Raw genomic sequence first — 18,892 nt, 5'->3', positions numbered from 1 at the left:
AACTTGCATAATGTTTGAAATGGCAACGATTTTGTCTATGGAGGATAGAATGAAAGCATTAATGATAGCGGATGAAATTGGTCAATTTCATTGGTCAATGCTCAAATCTGTTCTTTTGATTTTGAGTTTACTTCCCATGAGTCAAGGTATTTTAACTTTATGGCATGCGACAGAGGGAAGTAGCCAAATTATGGTGGGCTTTTTTGCCATCAGTGTATTTAGTACCTTACTGGTACTGTGCTTTTGGTCTGCATTGAAAGCGACTGTATTAAGCTTAAAACAAGAACAGATTTCAGCTTTAGAACACCGTGTGGTCAAAATTTATTGTTATATTCCAATGTTTTTTTTAGCAACCATGATGTCTTATTTAGTGACTCAATTATAAAATGATGTGTATAAAAAACCGAGGCATTGACCTCGGTTTTTTTGTTTTAGTTCTTTCTATTTTTCATTGATAAAGCAAGGAATTTTTCTGCCTGATTTGCTGCTTGAGAAACGACGAAAGAGTTTTTTTAAACTGAATCTTCAATATTTATTGAAAGTTCCTTCTCTTGCGCTATATATGGCTCAGGGAGAAGGTTAGGATGAGGGTAAGTTTTAAAAGACCTCTCCCTAACCCTCTCCTAAGAGGAGAGGGAACAAAAGCTTAACGCCGTGATTTAAATGAGACATCCACCTGACGTGGACGATAAATCCAACCTAAAATTAACAACAACAATGAAAAAGCTAGAATCGGCCAATCACTGAGGCGCATATATAAGGTTTCACCTTGCATGGCTGGCAGTTCACCGCGAAGGACAGCCGTTTGATCCGTAGGCGCTTGCTTTACAATATGCCCGTTATGATCGATAAATGCAGTCACACCAGTGTTGGTGGCGCGAATAAACCAACGGCCATTTTCTTTAGCGCGCATTTGCACCATTTGTAAATGCTGCCAAGGCCCTGCTGTACCAGTAAACCATGCATCATTAGATACAGTCACCAAGAAATCACTTTGACGGGCATTACGACGCGTCAGGCTTGGATACGCCACCTCATAACAAATCGCAGCACCTAAAGGATGGTTTTTTACGTCCAATGGCTTTTGCACACGTGCACCACGCGAAAAACCGCTCATCGATGGGTCATTTTGCAATGCAGGCAATACCCAACTGAGCCAACCTGAGAGTGGAATATATTCACCAAAGGGGACTAAACGCTGTTTTTTATACAAACCTGTAGATTCATCACCTAAAGCCATGATGCTGTTGTAATACATTGGATGTTGCTCAATTTGAGATTCCTTTAGATCCCAATAAGGAATACCCGTGACCCATGCTGTGCCTGATTTTTTTGCTTGAACTTTCATTGCATCAAGGAAGGGTTCAATATCGGTTTGGAACAGCGGAATTGAGGATTCAGGCCAAACAATGAGATCACGTCCCCATTCAGTTCGACTTAAATTGGCATAGATCATCAAGGTTTTCACTTGATATTCGGTCAGCCATTTTAGATCTTGAGGAATATTGCCTTGAATTAAAGAGACAGAAAGCGGTTTGGTATTTTTAGGCTGAACAAAGCTGAGGTAGGAAGCGCCCCAAGCACCCAAAAGTAAGAGCGCTGAAGGAATGACCCAAAATAGCCGTTTATTCAGGATTTCAACCAAGGCGCAGGCTAAAATAATCACCACAAACGAAACACCAAAGATCCCGAATAACGGTGCATAGCCATCTAGGAAGCGTTCAGTAAAGGCATAACCGGCAAATAACCATGGGAAACCAGTAAATACCCAAGTTTTTGCCCATTCAAAAAATACCCAAAGCGGTGCAAAGGTAAGGGGTGTTTCAGGAAAGAAGCGACGGTATAGCCATGTCTGTAAAGCAGTAAATAAGCCCATCAGCAAGGCCATGAAGGCAATCATCAGCACACTTAAAAAAGCACTGGTGTCGCCATAAACATGGATAGAGGTATACAGCCAAAATGCACCGACAAACCATAAACCAAAGCCATAAGCCCAACCCATACCAAAGGCTTGTCGAGCAGAGCGTTTACGCAGCGAAGCATAGAGTAAAGCGGGTGACAGCAGTGCCAGCCACCAGTAATAATAAGGTGCCAGCGCAAAGCTGAACATGGCACCTGAAAATAATGAAATTAAAAAGGGGTAAATAAACGGGAGCTGTTTTTGTTGTTGGGATGAATTGAACAGCTTATTAAAGTAAGTTCTCATTTACGGACAGCTCGAATCAGATGAATAGTGCGGGCATCTGCTTCTATAATGGTAAATTGCCAATTCTCAAGCTCAATGATTTGACCTTGTAAATCGCTGACTAAACCCATTTCTTGAAGCAATAAACCGCCAACAGTTTCTACTTCATCATCGGAAAAATCAGCATCTAAAACATTGTTAAAGTGTTCAATTGGTGTAAGTGCTTGAACTAACCACGTATTTGCCGTTTGAGGATCATTGTCAGGAATGATGAATTGTGCTTCTTCATCGACCATATCATGTTCATCTTCAATTTCACCGACAATTTCTTCTAAAATGTCTTCTAAGGTGACCAATCCAGACGTTGTGCCATATTCATCAATGACCACAGCAATATGGGTCTGGGTATTTTTTAACATACGCAGAACTTGGTCAGATCGCGCACTTTCAGGCACAAATATGGGTTGACGCATCAAGGCACGAATATCGACTTTATTGCTCGGTTCAGTCAAATAAGGCAATAAGTCCTTTGCCAATAAAATACCCACCACATTGTCGGGTTGGTCGGATGAAAATACTGGAAAACGAGAATGTGCCGACTCGATAAGGGTATGTAAGATGTCCAGTAACTGATCATCTTCTTGTAAGCTGATCATTGAAGTTCGTGGGGTCATGACCTCACGAATTTTTGTTGCAGGAAGGTCAAGTACGCCTTCAAGCATTGCAACAGTATCGGGTTCTAAAAAACGACGTGAATCTTGTACTAATTTTAGCAGTTCGTCGCGAGTTTCGGGTGCAGTGCTTAGCCATTTGCGTAAGCCACGCATGCCCCACGACGGGCCTGATTCCTCGTGCATGATCTTTCCTAAAGACTCTTAATATCTAAAAAAATGAATTTTATCATACCCGAGAAAATCTAGATGTCTATCTCTAAAATTGCTGTATTGCATGAATATATCAGTCATTCTGCCTGCTTATTTTAAACTATATTTTTAAGCAAATAATGGCATTTAAGTTTATGTTAAAATAGCGAGGATTTTTTAATACCGAGTTTACCGATGTCTGAACCGCTTGTTACGCCAACTCTTCAGCTAAATACACGAGGACTACGTTGTCCTGAACCTGTAATGATGTTGCATCAAGCGATTCGTAAATCCAAATCGGGTGATGTGGTTGAGGTGTTTGCGACCGATAATTCAACCTCATGGGATATTCCAAAATTTTGTATGCATTTAGGCCATGAATTATTATTACAAGAAGAAGTGCTAGATGACGCGGGCAATAAAGAGTTTCATTATTTGGTCAAGAAAGGCTAATTCAGAATATTGTGTTCTTTATTTTAAGATGACATAAAAAATCCCCTCGAAAGGGGATTTTTTATTGAATATTACATATTCGGGTATGAGAAGCACTGCTTCGCAAGATGAGACAGGGAAAAGAGAGTTTTACCCTGTCGCAAGGAATATTACATATTCGGGTAGTTTGGACCACCGCCACCCTCAGGCGTGACCCAAGTGATGTTCTGTGAAGGGTCTTTAATATCACAGGTCTTACAGTGCACACAGTTGGCTGCATTAATTTGGAAGCGTTTAGAACCGTCATTTTCTTCCATAATTTCATACACACCAGCAGGGCAGTAACGCTGAGCAGGCTCATCCCATTTTGGCAAGTTGACGTTGACTGGAATAGAGGCATCGGTCAGTTTCAAATGCGCAGGCTGATTTTCTTCATGTACAGTATTGGATACAAATACAGAAGACAAACGGTCAAAAGTTAGTTTGTTATCAGGTTTTGGGTAGTTCGGTTTGAATGTAGCCGTATCGACCGTTTTCAATGTGCTGAAATCAGGCACTAAGTCATGCAATGTAAATGGCACTTTAAAGATGTTTTGATCGATAAAGTTAAATGCACCACCAATCCATTGACCAAACTTGTGAAATGCAGGGCCGAAGTTACGAGAGTTGTATAACTCTTCTTTTAGCCAACTGTTATTGAACTTGTCGGTATAAGCGGTTAACTCTTTAGCAAAGAAGTCTTCACCCTCAGTCACGCGAGCAATCGCAAGATCACCGCCTTTTTCTACACCAGCAGCAATCGCTTCAAACACTGCTTCTGCGCAAAGCATGCCAGACTTCATCGCTGTGTGAGAACCTTTGATTTTAGCAAAGTTCAAGAAACCTGCATCATCACCAATGAGCGAGCCACCCGGGAAGGTGAACTTCGGTAAGGCATTAATACCGCCTTTGGTAATGGCACGTGCACCGTAAGAAATACGTTTCCCACCTTCAAGATATTGCTTGATTAGGGGATGGGTTTTCCAACGTTGCATTTCTGCAAATGGATACATGTTTGGATTGGTGTATGACAAATCAACAATCAAGCCTAAAGTGACTTGGTTATTTTCAGCGTGGTATAACCACCAACCGCCTGAAGAACCGGTTTCATTTAATGGCCAACCTGCACCGTGCATCACTAAACCGGGTTTATGTTTCGCAGGATCGATTTCCCACAATTCTTTAATCCCGATACCGTAGTGTTGCGGATCGGCATCTTTATCTAAATCAAACTTAGCGATCAGGCGCTTGCCTAGGTGACCACGGCAACCTTCAGCAAAAATCGTGTATTTGGCATGCAGTTCATAACCCGGCGTAAAGTTATGGGTTGGTTCACCATCTTTACCAATGCCCATGTCGCCCGTTTGAATCCCTTTGACTGTACCATCGGCATGGTAAAGGATTTCAGAAGCAGCAAAGCCTGGGAAAATTGAAACTTCAAGTTCTTCCGCTTTCGTACCTAACCAACGAACCACGTTACCTAAAGAGATGACATAGTTGCCATCATTATGCATGGTTTTAGGCACCATCCAATGCGGTGCTTCTTGTGATTTTTCATCAGACAACAAGAAATACGTTTTGTCTTCAGTCACTGGAACATTTAAAGGCGCACCTTCTTCCTTCCAGTTCGGGAACAACTCATTCATGGCACGAGGTTCAAGAACCGCGCCAGATAAAATGTGCGCACCAACTTCAGAGCCCTTTTCCACGACACAAACGGACAGATCGTTCAGGTTATTTTCAATTGCAAGTTGACGAATTTTAATCGCTGCAGAAAGACCAGCAGGGCCTGCGCCAACGATGACTACGTCAAACTCCATCGATTCACGTTCGATGTGCTCCATGTAGGACTCCTCATAGTATTTGAAGGTGGCAACCGTAGTTATTTCACTCGGTGCTGCCATGAGTGTTCTTAATGCCCAGACACAATTTTATTATCGTGTCTTTTATATTGTGGGCTAGTATAGTTTTAAACCTTGATCTAGCCAATTGGCTGAATCATATTATTTTTCCGTCAGTAGGGTCTTCATTTATGATTAATCAAAATAATTCACCAAATCCGACGAAAGAAGTAGCTATTGCTGATGATAAAAATTTAATGGGTATTGCACAATACTTAAAAGATGCACAGACCGGTCACAAAAGGTCAATTCCCCCATTGGAGCAATTTACCCCAAAGCATTGTGGCACAATGGATTTAAAGGTGAAAGCCAACGGAGAATGGTGGCACGAAGGTCAATTGATCAAACGTCAGGCCCTCATTGATCTGTTCTCCAGCGTACTTTGGAAAGAACAGGGGAAGTTCTATTTAAAAACCCCAGTCGAACAAATTGAAATTGAGGTGGAAGATGAACCTTTATGGGTGAATCAGGTTGGTCGAGTGGAAATTGATGGGAAAAATTACCTTCAGTTGACTACCACCACGCAAGATATAGTCATTGTGGATGCTGAACATGCTATTTTTATGCGCGACTATGTTGCTCATGATGGATCGGTTGAGTTACGTCCTTATGTCCATGTGCGTTTTGGTCTTAATGCTTTAATTCAACGTGCCGCTTTTTTTCATTTAATTGAAATGGGGCAACTGCTTGAAAATGAGCAAGGTGATACCATCTTAAGCCTACAAAGTGGTGATTTTTACTTGCAATTAGGCACCTGAGGTTTAAGCTTTGTTCTCTCCCTTTTTGAACTGCTGAAAAGTGAAGCTATGACAGCCATTCATCCTATTTATCCTTTAATAGATCCAATGCCTAAGGCACAATCTCATGCGCCGATCGGAATTTTTGACTCTGGAATAGGTGGGTTGTCGGTGGCACAGGATATTGCTCGATATTTACCCAAAGAGCGGATTCTTTATTATGCTGATACTGCACATGTGCCCTATGGGCCACGTGACGATCAGAATATTCGTGAATTGACGGCTCAAGCGATTGAATGGTTATATCGGCAAGGTTGTAAAATAGCGGTGGTGGCATGCAATACGGCATCTGCTTTTAGCCTTGATTATTTACGTGATTATTATGGTGAAGATTTTCCCATTATTGGCTTAGTACCCGCTTTAAAACCTGCGGTCTTACAAACAAAATCAAAAACGGTGGCTGTATTGGCAACGCCAGCGACTTTTCGCGGCAAACTGATTCAAGATGTCATGCAGCGTTTTGCACTTCCTGCCCACGTCAATGTGATTCCTGTGACTTGTCTGGATTTGGTGCCTTTTGTCGAAAGTGGCACACAAATGAGTACAGCATGTTTAGCCATGTTAAAAGAAATATTACAACCTGTGGTGGATCAAGGTGCTGATTATTTAGTTTTAGGTTGTACCCATTATCCCTTTCTAAAACCTGCAATTGAGTCTATTTTTAGTCAGAAACTGACATTAATTGACTCTGGTGTACCAGTTGCGCGACAAACAGCCCGAATTTTGATTAAAAATGAGTTATTATTTGAGCAAGATCAAAATGACGGTGTGCGGATTGAATGTCATGTGAGTGGCAATAACGCAGAAAACTTAAAAACTGTGTTGCAATACTTGATTCAAGATGATTTAACTTGGAATATTCGTAATATTGCTGTTGAATAAGCAATCAAACGCGAATAGTCTTTTGAAATATAGTACAAAAAATAAATTTTAGATTAGGTCATCGGATTACATCTCCATCTGCTCAGCATAACTACAGTTGGAGGGAGATGTAATGTGCAATTGGAAGAGGATAACCAATGCTCGATAAGCGTTATCAGGTTTTTATTTCTATGTCTGGCAGTGAAATGCAGCCAGAGCGTATCATTTTGGCTCAAACTTTGGTGGGCATGGGATTCTTTTCGTGGGGCTTGGAGCAAAGGACACCTTTAAGTACAGCATTTGCACGTCGTCAAATTGATGATTGTGACTATGTGGTGATTCTTTTGGGCAGTCAATACGGTGAGCAATCTGTGTCTGGTGTCGGCTATATGCATTTAGAATATATCTATGCAGTCACCAAACAGAAACCCATTATTGTATTTATGCATGAAGACCCATTATCTCGGGATTTATCTTTGCAGGATCAAAAGCCAGAACTACGCGAGAAGTTTTTAGAATTTCGTAAATTATTACAACAAGAAGCGGATCAAATTTTTACCTATCGCAGCATGCGTGATTTGGAAATGGCCGTACGTTTTAATATGCCGCAAATGTTAGAACGCTATCCTGTTTCAGGCTGGGTGAGGCCACAAAACACCCAGTTGTTGCATGATGAAATTGATCAGTTGAAAGTAAAAATTGAGCAACTTGAAACTGAAGTGGGTAAGCGCGAGGTCGATCCGTTCTTAACTTTGCCCAAAGTTTCTATGCATGAAGTCTTTGCTTTTGAATATCGCATGCATGCCTATCAGGACGGTAATTTTAAAGAACTGAAAATTCAAAAGAAACTGACGTGGGCACAGTTGCTGAGTATTTTAGGCACCATGTTTCTTCATCCAACCCCAGAAGAATATTTTTCTAAATGTATGAATGAATATTTAAATGATAATGGTTTGGCGGATGCACGACTCGAAATGCCTCGTGCACATGCGGTTGCCCGTTCACAAATCAATATTCGGGCATTGCACAGCATTAAAATGCAAATGCGTCAAAATGACTGGATTATTCAATCTGGACGAGATGACCGTCAACGCATGTTGTGGCATTTAACGCCGAAGGGACAGAAATTACTGGAAAGTAATTTGCTTGATAATAATCGTGTTTTTCAATTTAACTCATCTTATTAATGGATATGGCGAAGGTGTAGAAAACTGTTAAAGTAAACCCAGTTTATTCATATTGGAATAGGGTTTGATGTTTTCTGCACCTCAAGCAAAAGTCACCATTATTTTGGCCAATTTGGGTACGCCAGACGAACCCACTGCTGTTGCAGTTCGCCGTTTTCTGAAGCAGTTTTTATCCGATCAGCGTGTGATCGAAATTCCCAAGCCAATTTGGCAAATCATTTTAAGACTCTTTGTTTTACCCTTTCGCCCAAAACGTGTTGCACATGCGTATGCCATGGTCTGGGGGCAAGACTCACCGATGCGTGAAATTGTCTTGCAACAAGTGCAAGCGGTTCAGCAGCAATTGACTCAAGACTATCCGCAATTTGAATTAAATGTGGTGCCTGCCATGAGCTATGGCAACCCGGGAATTCAAGCTTTACTGCAAAATTTAAGTACAAATGTGCAAGATCACATTATTCTCTTGCCTTTGTTCCCTCAATATTCGGCTACTTCTACTGCGCCACTGTATGATGCGATTGCCAAGTGGATCTTGACTCAGCGTAATTTGCCGGGCTTGTCGATTATTCGTGATTATTATCAGCATCCTTTATATATTCAGGCTTTGGCGCAAAGTGTGCGTAACTATCGCGCTGAGCATGGCAGTGCCGAAAAATTATTGATGTCATTTCACGGTATTCCACAGCCTTATGCAGATAAGGGCGATCCCTATGCCGATCGTTGTCGTATTACAGCGCAATTATTAGCGCAGGCTTTGAATTTAGCAGAGGATCAGTGGGCGATCAGCTTCCAATCACGTTTTGGTAAGCAGGAATGGGTCAAACCTTATACTGATGTCATATTGCAGCAATGGGCAGAGCAAGGGGTAAAGTCGGTACAGATTATGAGTCCTGCTTTTTCAGCAGATTGTTTGGAAACGCTAGAAGAATTGGCGATTCAAAATGCAGACTTGTTTAAGTCGGCAGGAGGACAAGACTATGCTTATATTCCCGCCTTAAATGCCGATACAGATCATTTGGCATTGCTCACAACTTTGCTTCAAGCTAATCTTGATGCCTTAACGCAAACATTAGCTCACTAATTTCATCGAGGTTTCGCCATTATGTTGCAAGTCAAAATTGTCCCTGTTACGGCATTTCAACAAAACTGTTCAATTGTCTGGGATTCTGAAACCAAAGAAGCGATTTTGATTGATGCTGGTGGTGAACCTGAAAAACTGCAAGCTGAAGTCGACGCTTTGGGTTTAACGGTGAAAGCCTTATGGTTAACGCATGGACATTTAGACCATGCAGGAGCTGTGGGTGCATTAAGCAAAGTGTGGCATGTACCTGTGATTGGGCCGCATAAAGAAGATGCTTTTTGGCTCGATATGATCCAAGAAGTATCTGCAAAGTATGGTTTTCCTATTCCAGAAAAAGTTGAAGTAACGCAATGGCTAGAAGGCGGTGAAGTACTGACGTTGGGCGATGAAGCATTTGAAGTTCGTTTTGCACCGGGGCATACCCCAGGTCATGTGATGTTCTATAACCAGAATTATGGGTTGCTTTGGACGGGTGATGTATTGTTTAAAGGTTCAATTGGTCGTACAGATTTCCCCCGTGGTAATCATCAACAACTGATTGATTCGATTAAACGTGAATGTTTTAGTCTGCCAGACGCAACGCAATTTATTTCAGGACATGGGCCTTTAAGTACCATTGGTTTCGAAAAACAACATAATCCATTTGTTGCAGGTAAGGCAGGTTAATCTTTTTCTTTTCGTCGATTGATGAATCCATTTCATCAATCTCGACGAAATGGGTTGCTGTTGTGCTTCTTTAATTCTAAGGCGATGATAATGGTTGCTAAACAAAATAAGATGCCAATAGCCATAATAATGACATCATGGTGATAAATTCCAAAACCTAAACTCGCAAGACTGAGTAAGGCAAATAGAAAAAATAGAATTTTTAAGTATGATGGTTCCATTTTTATTTCCTTTTCTTATATTTATCAAATCATTATAGTTTAAAAAACGAGCCATGATTATTTTTTTATCAGCTATTCTTTTGATCAACAAACAAAAAAAAATTTGAATGGTTTTCAATAAGATCTTTTGTAGTCTTTTATCGATAGTTGCTACCGTTCAGCACTGTCGATGATTGCAATGGCTATGCTTCTTTTTAGCCTTAAAATAAAAAGCTGGATTCTAATTCATACGGTTGAGGTTGATGAGTATCATTCATCAACCACTGCATTGATTTTTCGGGAAAGGTAATTTTAAGCATAAAACCTTAAAACTGATCTTCTTCCCGACCGCCATCGGCTTGGGGTGCATCTTGAGTCGGGAGTTTATATTCATCATTGGCCCAAGCGCCTAAGTCAATCATTTTGCAGCGTTCAGAACAAAAAGGACGGAATTCATTGCCTTCCCAAGTTGAAAGATCACCACAGCGTGGACACGGGAAAGTATGAGGCATGTTGTGCTCCAGATAAAAATGATGATTCGATTAGGCAAATACAGTCGCTCTTGCTAGACTTGAGCCGATTTTTGTTAGTTTGATCTGATTATGCCAATTCGTCAATTTCAAGCACAGCGTATGCATGCGCCTCGTGATTTTCAAATGATCAGCCCAGATCCCATTTGTGTGGAAATTGGCGCAGGTAAGGGCAAACATGCCTTGTTGTTTTCGGGACAAAATCCTGAAAAAAAATTAGTGGCGATTGAACGCACCCGTGAAAAATGTCTGGCTATGCATAAGCAGCATGTCCTAGAAGGGCAGGCGAATTTACAGCCGATTCATGCCGATGCAATGCCGTGGATTGTACATGCATTGAATCCTGCTCAAGTGCAGCAATTTTTTATTTTATATCCTAATCCTGAGCCACATAATCCAGCGCAGCGCTGGTTAAATATGCCCTTTTTTGAATTTTTATTGTCACGTTTACAGGTCGGTGGAACAATCACATTGGCCAGTAATATTGCTGAATATATCGCTGAAGCAGAGCAGCAGTTGATTGAAGTGTGGAAACTCCCTTTTGTGAAAGAAGTGATTGCTGAAACCTCAGCCCGCACACATTTTGAAATTAAGTATTTGCAGCGCGGTGAATTGTGTCAGCAATTGATCATCACCAAGCCAGAAGGTTATCGTACCCGTTTTGACGATTTTATGCCTTTACAGGGGCAGAGTGCAGCTCAGCAAATAGCTTTAACTGCTGCACCTGAAAAAGCTGAATGAGTGAGTCATGAAAAAGCGTGTTGCAATTATTGGTGCTGGCCCTGCGGGTCTCATGGCTGCGGAAGTTTTAACTCAGTCCGATTATGAGGTGCATGTTTATGAACAGAAACCTTCGGCTGCGCGTAAGTTTTTAATGGCAGGTAAAACAGGGTTAAATATTTCCCATGCTGAACCTGTGGCCCAATTTATTGAGCGCTATGATCAAGCAGAGTGGCTTGAACCGTGGGTGAGACAGTGGGATGCTGTCTGGATTCAAAGCTGGATGAAAGATTTGGGCATTGAATCCTATATTGGTTCATCTGGGCGGGTTTTCCCGATTGAAATGAAAGCTGCCCCTTTATTGCGTGCATGGCTGAAACGCTTGCAGCAACAGGGTATTCAGTTTCATTATCGGCATCAGTGTTTAGACTTAAATGCAGCGGCACTGACGGTCAAAGACTTAGTGAGTGAACAGGTTACAGTACAGAGTTTTGATGCAATCGTGCTGGCTTGCGGTGCGGTGTCTTGGTCAAAATTAGGCAGTGATGGTGCATGGCAGCAATGGTTGGCACAGGGTGAAATTGAAGCTTTTCAAGCCAGCAATGCAGGCGTTGAGCATCAGTGGTCTAAGTTTATGCAACCTGTTTTCGGTCAGCCGTTAAAACGGGTTGAAGCATGGGTGGGTGATCAAACCAAAACCATGGGTGATATTGTGATTAGCCATTATGGTTTAGAAAGTGGTTTGATCTATAAGCAGGGCCGTGCATTGCGTGAGCAAGTGAAAAATGGTCAGACGATGCAGCTATATTTGGATTTACTGCCTGATCAAACCATTGCGCAATTAGCCCAAAAATTACAACCCAGTAAAAAACAGTCGCTCAGCAATGTCTGGCGTAAGGCTGGCTTGGATTCAGCCAAAGCCAGTTTAGTCCGTGAATTGGTTGCCAAAGTGCTGTGGAATGATCCTTTGGTGCTGGCGCAAAAGGTCAAACATCTGCGGATTGCCATCAGTGGTTTTCGCCCCATAGAAGAAGCTATTAGCTGTGCTGGCGGAATAAAGCGCGACGTACTGACTGAACAGTTACAATTACGTTCAAATCCGCAGGTCTTTTGTTGCGGGGAAATGTTGGATTGGGATGCACCGACGGGCGGTTATTTACTGACTGCTTGTTTTGCAACTGGTCGTGCCGCAGCTGAGGGTGTGCAAAACTATCTTTCTACGCAACAATAGTTGGCGATTTTTTGAAGCATGATCAGAAATATGCTAGCTTAAAAACTCCCTCATGATAAAAATGAAGTCGTTTATGGCTGAAGAAAATCGATATACAGGAAGTTGTTTGTGTGGCGGTCTGCGCTATGAAATTCAAGGTGAAATTGGTGACATTGTGCAATGTCATTGCCGAAAGTGCCGCAAAGCCAATGGCACTGCTTTTGCAACCAATGCGCCCATTCAAAAAGCAGATTTTAAAATTGTACAAGGTGAGCATTTATTGAAAAAGTTTCAATCGACAGCAACTACACAGCGTTGTTTCTGTGCCGATTGCGGCTCACCGATCATCAGTATTAAAGCGGAAACACCTGATGTCTACCGTTTACGTATCGGCACATTGGATACAGCACTGACACAAGCGCCAACACAGCATATTTTTGTGGCCTCTAAAGCAGAATGGGACACCATTTGCGATACTTTGCCGCAATATGCTGAACGCCCATAATGTTTCGCTATTAGCTACTCAAAGGGATCAAGTGATCTAATGCCAGTCAGTTAAGGGTTTTAGAAATAAAATCCTTAGTTTTTAGTTATTCATGACGGAGTCTTATATCTTTAAATCAAATATTTGGAGCTCATCTATTACTTTGGATAAGCCCAAAGTAATCAAAGGCATTTGTCATCCGCAAAACTCGCCAAATTCCTTTTATTGATTAATAAATCGCAGAAACCGTACTTTTTTAAAATAGTTTTGCCTCGAACAGTTGCGGATGACGTTTCCGCGTATCGAATAACATCATGAATTTAAAATAAAAAAGCAGTCAATTTCTTAACTGACTGGCATTAATCAAAAGATCCCTTTTTTATGGGGCTGATTTTGTTGCTTCAGATGGTGTCATTTCAGGATATTGCGATTGCCAATGTTCAAGCTGTTCTTGCGCATGTAAAAACTCACCTAAGCCTTTGTCTTGATCCTCTGATTTTTTCATCTCTGCTGCTTTGGGTTTTTTGTTCTCATTATAAAGCTTGGCTTGTATTTGCCAATATTCTGCAATCAAGCCTTGAATATAGCGACCTTGCGCCGTTTTTAAATCCAGTTCTTTCAACATGTTGAGTGCCGACTGAATATTGTCCCGTTTGCGCTGATGGGCAAATTCATTGGTCAGTGAACCTGCTTCTCGCATTTTGCTTAGTTCATCTTCCATGTCATCGCTCATTTGGGTAAAGCGCTGATCAAAGTCGGTCAGTAAGGCAATATCATGTTGATCATTTGGCGTTTTTTCAAAAGCTTTCACTGGTTCAGTAATCAACTCCTGCATGACTTTATCTTCAGGTTGAATTTTATCATTTTGGTCGGTGGCATTTTTACTGTTATCACAAGCACTGATTAGCAAGCTTGAACAGAGTAAAAGAGGAAAACCCAATTGTTTCATTTGAAATTTTTTCATGATCATTCCTTTATTGCGAATCAATTTTTTTAAAGTTATAAGCATAGGTTAAATAGGGAAAAGCAATTTCATCTTGCGGCTGTTTTCCAGTGTACTTGAAAACAATCTGTTCAAATTGGGCTTTTAACTGTTGCTGTTCGTGTTCTGGCATTGCGGCAATAAAACTGGTGGAAAGTAAGCGTTTAGCAACGACATTTTCCACAGTACCCTTATGCGCTTGTTGAAAGGTCTGTACATGATCCAGTTGAAACAATGTTTGCTGCTCAAAGACCTTTTTCCATTGACCACTATGATAACGAGGTGTGTTACCCTCCAAAGGTGCAATCATATCCGCGAGGGCTTTGACCCAATCGACCTGAATATCACGTTGATTCCAAATCAGAGCCAAATGTCCAGTAGGTTTGAGCACGTGATGAATTTGCTGTAATGTTTCAAGATTGGCAAACCAGTGAAATGATTGTGCGCAGATGACAGCATCAAGGCTATGTCTGCTTAAGGGCAGCTGCTCGCTCGATGCTTGCAGTGTTTGAACGTCTGGATAGGCGCTTTGTAATTGTGCCAACATTTCTTGAATTGGTTCAATTGCGGTAATGTGTTTTGTGATCTGTTGTAAGTAAGGTAAGAATTTGCCAGTACCCGAACCGAGATCAATCACCTGTGATTTTTCGTCAAGTTGGAGCTGATCTTGCAACCAATGTACGATGTCTTGTGGATAACTGGGGCGAACATGTTGATAGAGTTCTGCTGCTGAACTGAAGCCTTTTTGAGCGGCTGGATGTAGTGATTGTGTCATATTTTGCGCTTTTTAATCTTCTGAGCATCTATAAAATAACATATTGGCTTTTGGTAAATAGGCGCACTGTCTATTTGTTTTATTGACTCTAAAAACAAGGGCCGATTTGCTTCGGTGTGGAAATGGATAAACACATTATTTTTGAAGACGAACAAATTCGGGTCATTTTTTTAAGAGGCTCATCGGATGAATTGATTTTCTCTTTTGGTGACTTAATTACGCGTGCCAAAGGATTGTCGATTAATGCTGAAAAGTCACTTTCTAAATATGATTTTAATGTCATTGGCATTATGCCGAAGCAGAAATCGTGGTTTCCTGAAAGCTCAATGCGCCAGATGTTTGCCGAAATTCAAGAGCTGATTGCCCCATTTAAAACCCGTATTGGTTATGGCGGTTCAATGGGCGGTTATGCCGCGATTAAATATTCTAATTTGCTCGATTTAAAACGTGTGGTTGCCCTCGTGCCACAGTATTCAATTAATCCTGACGATGTTGAAGACCCGCGTTATAACATGTTCTTTCACGCAGAACTGAATGCCAACATGCAAATTCAGCCACAAGATGTTTCTGCTGAGCGTGAATACATTGTGGTTTATGATCCGTATTGTCCAGAAGATCGTGCGCAATATGTAAAGCTCGAACAAGTGTTACCGCAAATTCATACCTTGAATTTACCTTTTACTGGGCATGATGCCATTGCGGTACTGGCTAGTTCAGAATTATTACATGACTTTCTGTTGCATGATTTTGATGCCACTTATTTTTATAAAAAGATTCGTCAGGTCAAAAAGAACAGTAAGTTTTATTACCGTAAAGTGATTGAAAATTTATTGCCACGCCATAAAAATGCTTTGGGTTCAATTTTAATTAACAATGACTTACAGCTCGATAACCAGTTTTTTGACGCAAAGTTGAAACAACAGTTATTAAGAGAATTGTTGAGTAATAAGCAAGTCAGTCAGCAAGATTTAATGAAACTGGGTATACAGGTCAATTTACCGCAGGAAAACCGCAGCCAGTTACTCGACTCTTTTGGTCATGGCTTGGTGTTTAATGTGATTAGCCAAAAAATTGAAAGCTATGCCGCCAGTGCGATTGCTTTAAATCATAAATTTTTGATTCCAATTTTTGCCAAGGGCAGTGCTTTGGTACAAATTACTTTAAATGACGAACGCTACGTGGTGGCGATGAATGATCGCCACGTCATGAAATTATTTAAAGAACACGAGCCTTTAACAGCAGGCATGCACCCGATTGTCATGAAAAAATATAGTGATTTTTATGTGCTCAGTTATAAGCATTTAAACTTAAATAATAATGAATATGGCAGTCATGACTTTATTGAAGATACGCCTGAAACAGCTCAATTCGTGACTCAACCGCTCCATCCTTAAGCATGATTGAGTAGCTTGTTATTGTTTAAAATAAACTCGACTTTAGTCTGGTTTTTGACCACTTGCTTTATATTTTAATCGGTCTAAGATAGAAAATATAAGGCAAGTTCAATTTGCTAAATATCGAAGAATAAACAATAAAGGGTGCTTTAGGATGAAACATGATTTTATACCGACTGTGCTTTTAGCCATACTCGCTCTCTTGCTACCTTCCTATGCATTTGCCCAGATTCCTGATAGCACGTATATCATTATGGGCAGCGGATTGCTTTTGGTTTTCGCCTTAGCAATGTATGTGTTTAGCCAAATACGCAAGTCTATCCAAGTCCATATGAATAAACCCACTAAATAGTGGGTTTTTCATAACAAGTGTTTAAATTGAGTTGAAACATATGACAAAGTTGGCTTTGAATCTCTAAAATGGATTTGTAGATTTCTTTTAAAATTAGCCAAGGAATGCTTGATGAAAGCCGTATTTTTAGATTATGAATCACTGGATCAACATGATTTGGACTTGAGTGCATTAGAGGCCAGTTTTGACGCGTTAAGTTTATATCCAAGTACCAGCCAAGCACAGTTGTTAGAGCGTGTGCAACATGCAGATGTCATCATGAGCAATAAAGTGATAGTCGATGCAGCAACCATTCAACAATGTCCGAATTTGAAATTGATTTTAATTTCTGCAACAGGCACCAATAATATTGACCTAGTTCAAGCACGTGCGCAGGGTATTGTGGTGTGTAATTGTCAGGGCTATGGCACTTCTGCTGTGGCTCAGCATACCTTAACTTTAATGTTGGCTTTAGCAACCTCATTGCTTAAATATGATCGTGCGGTGCAGCAAGGGCAATGGAATAAATCACCCATTTTTTGTTTGTTAGATTTCCCCATTGTTGAACTGGAAGGTAAAACTTTAGGGATTTTGGGCTATGGTGAATTGGGGCAAGCGGTGGCTAAGTTAGCTGAAGCCTTTGGCATGAAAATTTTGGTTGGCTCTTTGCCAAACCGTCCGAGCGATAGCAGTCGTATTCCTTTTACAGCATTATTGCCACAAGTCGATTTCCTCAGTCTGCATTGTCCATTAACAGAAGATACGCGTGATTTGATTGATGCCAAGGCCTTTGATGCAATGAAACCAAGTGCATTTCTCATTAACTGTGCACGCGGCGGAATTGTCAATGAAGCAGACCTTGCTGATGCCTTAACTCAAGGCAAAATTGCAGGTGCAGCGACTGATGTATTGACGGTTGAACCCCCGAAAGAGAGCAATGTCTTGTTAGATTCTCATCTTCCAAACTTAATTGTTACTCCGCATAGTGCATGGGGCAGTGTAGATGCACGTCAGCGTATAGTGCAGCAGATGGTGGACAATGTTGCGGCTTTTAAAGCAGGTCAGCCGATTCGACAAGTGAATTAACCGACACTCTGCGTATTGCTCTCTCAAAATAAGAGAGGGTATATGTATTATAAATTTATGCTGCCTTTGTTTGGTGTCTGCGGTGCTTCTGTTTTGGCTGTGGGAGCAGGTACAGACTCCACACTGCTAGATGACTGGCTTAAAGGGTGTGAAATAATGGGTGCAGGCTGTGTATTTGGGCTGCCGATGACAGCATCCTTGGTCTCATTTATTTTTTTGTTAACGGTTGCTGCTGCTTGTTGAGATTTTTCTTTTGCAAGCACGGATGTTTCAGTTGCCCGTACTTTGCTTTCTTCCCACGCATTATCCACTTTAGGTTTTACTTTGGCGATGCCTTTTTGCGCTGCATGATCGACTTTATCTGCCGTATTTTGTGCAGCTTGTTGTGCCTTATATCCCAGCACTTTAAAGATATTCGGGTTGTCGCCATAAGCAGGTGCTGTTTTAGTTGCTGGCGCTGTTTCTGCTGCCGATGTGCTTTGGATAAAAAGGCAAGTGGAGGTTAAAATTACGCTGCTCAATAGCGCTGTTTTCATCAGTTTCATATCGGTATTTATTCCTTTTCATTGTCGCAATCATCTACGTTCTGAATTTATTGTAATCGTGAATGAAGCGGTTAAACAAAAATATGCTGAAATTGATACAGCCTTACAACATGCTTATACATTTACTCTTACAGTGTGAATGGCGTAATAAAAAAAGCCCCCATTTTCTATAAAAAAGAGGGCTTTTAGTGCTGCATCAGAAACCGATTATTCACATTGTGCGAGTGCTTCTTTGGCAAAGTAGTTACGTAGTGCAAGGAAGTTCTTTTGTACCGTTGCATCGTGTAGGTCAAAATTGGTTGCGGTACTTGTACCATCTTTTGCAAAGCTGGCAGAACCGCCTGAAATAAGGGTTAAACTTTTAAATGACCATTGTTCTACGGCTTTGCCTGCTTTAAGGTTGCCAGTAAATTCAATCACGCATTTGTCACTGAATTTAGTCAATTTGGCTTTGTTATTGGTGGTGTCTGGGTAAACGTCTAAGTTTTTTACTTCTTGTAGGACGCCAGTTTCAAGTTGTGGGATTTTGGGTGCAGATGTACATGCAGTAAGGGCAACGCTAGCAAGACCAGTCAAAATAAGAGTTTTAAGTTTCATAATATTCTTTCTTGTTGAGTATTGTT

21 protein-coding genes are annotated in these 18,892 nt (G+C 41.1%); 12 read left to right on the top strand and 9 right to left on the bottom strand.

Going from position 1 to position 18,892, the window contains the following annotated elements; translation table 11 throughout:
• Nucleotides 1–49 precede the first annotated feature (49 nt).
• Entirely contained in the window at nucleotides 50–385 is a 336-nt protein-coding gene (locus B9T30_RS04165; protein WP_086183901.1) for a hypothetical protein, read from the top strand.
• Nucleotides 386–646: 261 nt separating this feature from the next.
• Here B9T30_RS04165 and lnt read toward each other — a convergent pair whose 3' ends face one another.
• Nucleotides 647–2,206: an apolipoprotein N-acyltransferase gene (gene lnt / locus B9T30_RS04160; protein ID WP_086183900.1), complete on the bottom strand. Its 1,560-nt coding sequence runs from the start codon at nucleotides 2,204–2,206 to the stop codon at nucleotides 647–649.
• A complete protein-coding gene (locus B9T30_RS04155) occupies nucleotides 2,203–3,042 on the bottom strand; it encodes an HlyC/CorC family transporter (protein WP_086183899.1) in 840 nt (279 codons plus the stop codon). Before B9T30_RS04155 ends, lnt begins: the two co-directional genes overlap by 4 nt.
• Before the next feature lie 201 nt (nucleotides 3,043–3,243).
• Between B9T30_RS04155 and tusA the strand changes: the two genes are divergently transcribed.
• Nucleotides 3,244–3,501: a sulfurtransferase TusA gene (tusA, locus tag B9T30_RS04150; protein WP_086165123.1), complete on the top strand. Its 258-nt coding sequence runs from the start codon at nucleotides 3,244–3,246 to the stop codon at nucleotides 3,499–3,501.
• A gap of 149 nt (nucleotides 3,502–3,650) precedes the next feature.
• Here the strand turns inward: tusA and B9T30_RS04145 are convergent, their stop codons facing one another.
• A complete protein-coding gene (locus B9T30_RS04145) occupies nucleotides 3,651–5,363 on the bottom strand; it encodes an electron transfer flavoprotein-ubiquinone oxidoreductase (protein WP_086183898.1) in 1,713 nt (570 codons plus the stop codon).
• 188 nt (nucleotides 5,364–5,551) lie between these two features.
• Here B9T30_RS04145 and B9T30_RS04140 point away from each other — a divergent pair, with 188 nt between their 5' ends.
• The 5 genes from B9T30_RS04140 (at nucleotide 5,552) to B9T30_RS04120 (ending at nucleotide 10,012) form a co-directional block, all read left to right on the top strand.
• Nucleotides 5,552–6,178 (top strand): DUF1285 domain-containing protein, encoded by a 627-nt coding sequence (locus B9T30_RS04140; RefSeq protein WP_086183897.1) that lies wholly within the window; start codon nucleotides 5,552–5,554, stop codon nucleotides 6,176–6,178.
• A gap of 48 nt (nucleotides 6,179–6,226) precedes the next feature.
• On the top strand, nucleotides 6,227–7,099 hold the full coding sequence (gene murI, locus B9T30_RS04135) for a glutamate racemase (protein ID WP_086183896.1): 873 nt from the start codon (nucleotides 6,227–6,229) through the stop codon (nucleotides 7,097–7,099).
• 137 nt (nucleotides 7,100–7,236) lie between these two features.
• A complete protein-coding gene (locus B9T30_RS04130) occupies nucleotides 7,237–8,265 on the top strand; it encodes a DUF4062 domain-containing protein (protein WP_086183895.1) in 1,029 nt (342 codons plus the stop codon).
• A 67-nt stretch (nucleotides 8,266–8,332) separates the two neighbouring features.
• Nucleotides 8,333–9,346: a ferrochelatase gene (gene hemH / locus B9T30_RS04125; RefSeq protein ID WP_086183894.1), complete on the top strand. Its 1,014-nt coding sequence runs from the start codon at nucleotides 8,333–8,335 to the stop codon at nucleotides 9,344–9,346.
• Between the two features lie 21 nt (nucleotides 9,347–9,367).
• Entirely contained in the window at nucleotides 9,368–10,012 is a 645-nt protein-coding gene (locus B9T30_RS04120) for an MBL fold metallo-hydrolase (protein WP_086183893.1), read from the top strand.
• Between the two features lie 35 nt (nucleotides 10,013–10,047).
• Here B9T30_RS04120 and B9T30_RS04115 read toward each other — a convergent pair whose 3' ends face one another.
• The gene (locus tag B9T30_RS04115) at nucleotides 10,048–10,233 is read right to left on the bottom strand and encodes a hypothetical protein (RefSeq protein WP_086183892.1); all 186 of its coding nucleotides are present in this window, start codon (nucleotides 10,231–10,233) and stop codon (nucleotides 10,048–10,050) included.
• 305 nt (nucleotides 10,234–10,538) lie between these two features.
• Nucleotides 10,539–10,724 carry a DNA gyrase inhibitor YacG gene (locus B9T30_RS04110; protein ID WP_086183891.1) on the bottom strand — a complete coding sequence of 62 codons (186 nt, stop codon included), beginning with the start codon at nucleotides 10,722–10,724 and terminating at the stop codon, nucleotides 10,539–10,541.
• A gap of 84 nt (nucleotides 10,725–10,808) precedes the next feature.
• On the opposite strand from B9T30_RS04110, the gene B9T30_RS04105 reads away from it, so the two are divergent.
• The 3 genes from B9T30_RS04105 to B9T30_RS04095 all read left to right on the top strand — a co-directional run bounded on the left by B9T30_RS04105 (nucleotide 10,809) and on the right by B9T30_RS04095 (nucleotide 13,177).
• A complete protein-coding gene (locus tag B9T30_RS04105; RefSeq protein ID WP_171264121.1) occupies nucleotides 10,809–11,483 on the top strand; it encodes an SAM-dependent methyltransferase in 675 nt (224 codons plus the stop codon).
• A gap of 7 nt (nucleotides 11,484–11,490) precedes the next feature.
• The gene (locus B9T30_RS04100; protein ID WP_086183889.1) at nucleotides 11,491–12,693 is read left to right on the top strand and encodes a TIGR03862 family flavoprotein; all 1,203 of its coding nucleotides are present in this window, start codon (nucleotides 11,491–11,493) and stop codon (nucleotides 12,691–12,693) included.
• Nucleotides 12,694–12,766: 73 nt separating this feature from the next.
• Complete coding sequence (locus B9T30_RS04095) at nucleotides 12,767–13,177, top strand: GFA family protein (RefSeq protein WP_086183888.1); 411 nt, start codon at nucleotides 12,767–12,769, stop codon at nucleotides 13,175–13,177.
• A gap of 358 nt (nucleotides 13,178–13,535) precedes the next feature.
• Here the strand turns inward: B9T30_RS04095 and B9T30_RS04090 are convergent, their stop codons facing one another.
• Nucleotides 13,536–14,120, bottom strand: coding sequence for a hypothetical protein (locus B9T30_RS04090; protein ID WP_086183999.1), 585 nt, complete (start codon nucleotides 14,118–14,120; stop codon nucleotides 13,536–13,538).
• A 10-nt stretch (nucleotides 14,121–14,130) separates the two neighbouring features.
• Nucleotides 14,131–14,913 (bottom strand): class I SAM-dependent methyltransferase, encoded by a 783-nt coding sequence (locus tag B9T30_RS04085; RefSeq protein WP_086183887.1) that lies wholly within the window; start codon nucleotides 14,911–14,913, stop codon nucleotides 14,131–14,133.
• Nucleotides 14,914–15,035: 122 nt separating this feature from the next.
• Between B9T30_RS04085 and B9T30_RS04080 the strand changes: the two genes are divergently transcribed.
• Together B9T30_RS04080 and B9T30_RS04070 are read left to right on the top strand one after the other, a co-directional pair.
• On the top strand, nucleotides 15,036–16,307 hold the full coding sequence (locus B9T30_RS04080) for a hypothetical protein (protein WP_086183886.1): 1,272 nt from the start codon (nucleotides 15,036–15,038) through the stop codon (nucleotides 16,305–16,307).
• Nucleotides 16,308–16,770: 463 nt separating this feature from the next.
• Nucleotides 16,771–17,724, top strand: a complete 954-nt coding sequence (locus B9T30_RS04070) for a 2-hydroxyacid dehydrogenase (protein ID WP_086183885.1) — start codon at nucleotides 16,771–16,773, stop codon at nucleotides 17,722–17,724.
• A 47-nt stretch (nucleotides 17,725–17,771) separates the two neighbouring features.
• Here the strand turns inward: B9T30_RS04070 and B9T30_RS04065 are convergent, their stop codons facing one another.
• Both B9T30_RS04065 and B9T30_RS04060 read right to left on the bottom strand, forming a co-directional pair.
• Nucleotides 17,772–18,269: a hypothetical protein gene (locus B9T30_RS04065; protein WP_086183884.1), complete on the bottom strand. Its 498-nt coding sequence runs from the start codon at nucleotides 18,267–18,269 to the stop codon at nucleotides 17,772–17,774.
• A gap of 207 nt (nucleotides 18,270–18,476) precedes the next feature.
• Nucleotides 18,477–18,866: a hypothetical protein gene (locus B9T30_RS04060; protein WP_004649957.1), complete on the bottom strand. Its 390-nt coding sequence runs from the start codon at nucleotides 18,864–18,866 to the stop codon at nucleotides 18,477–18,479.
• Nucleotides 18,867–18,892: the final 26 nt, after the last annotated feature.

The sequence above is a fragment of the Acinetobacter sp. ANC 4973 genome (assembly GCF_002135275.1).
GTDB classification, from domain to species: Bacteria; Pseudomonadota; Gammaproteobacteria; order Pseudomonadales; family Moraxellaceae; genus Acinetobacter; species Acinetobacter kyonggiensis.
This window is presented reverse-complemented; position numbering and strand designations above follow the sequence as displayed.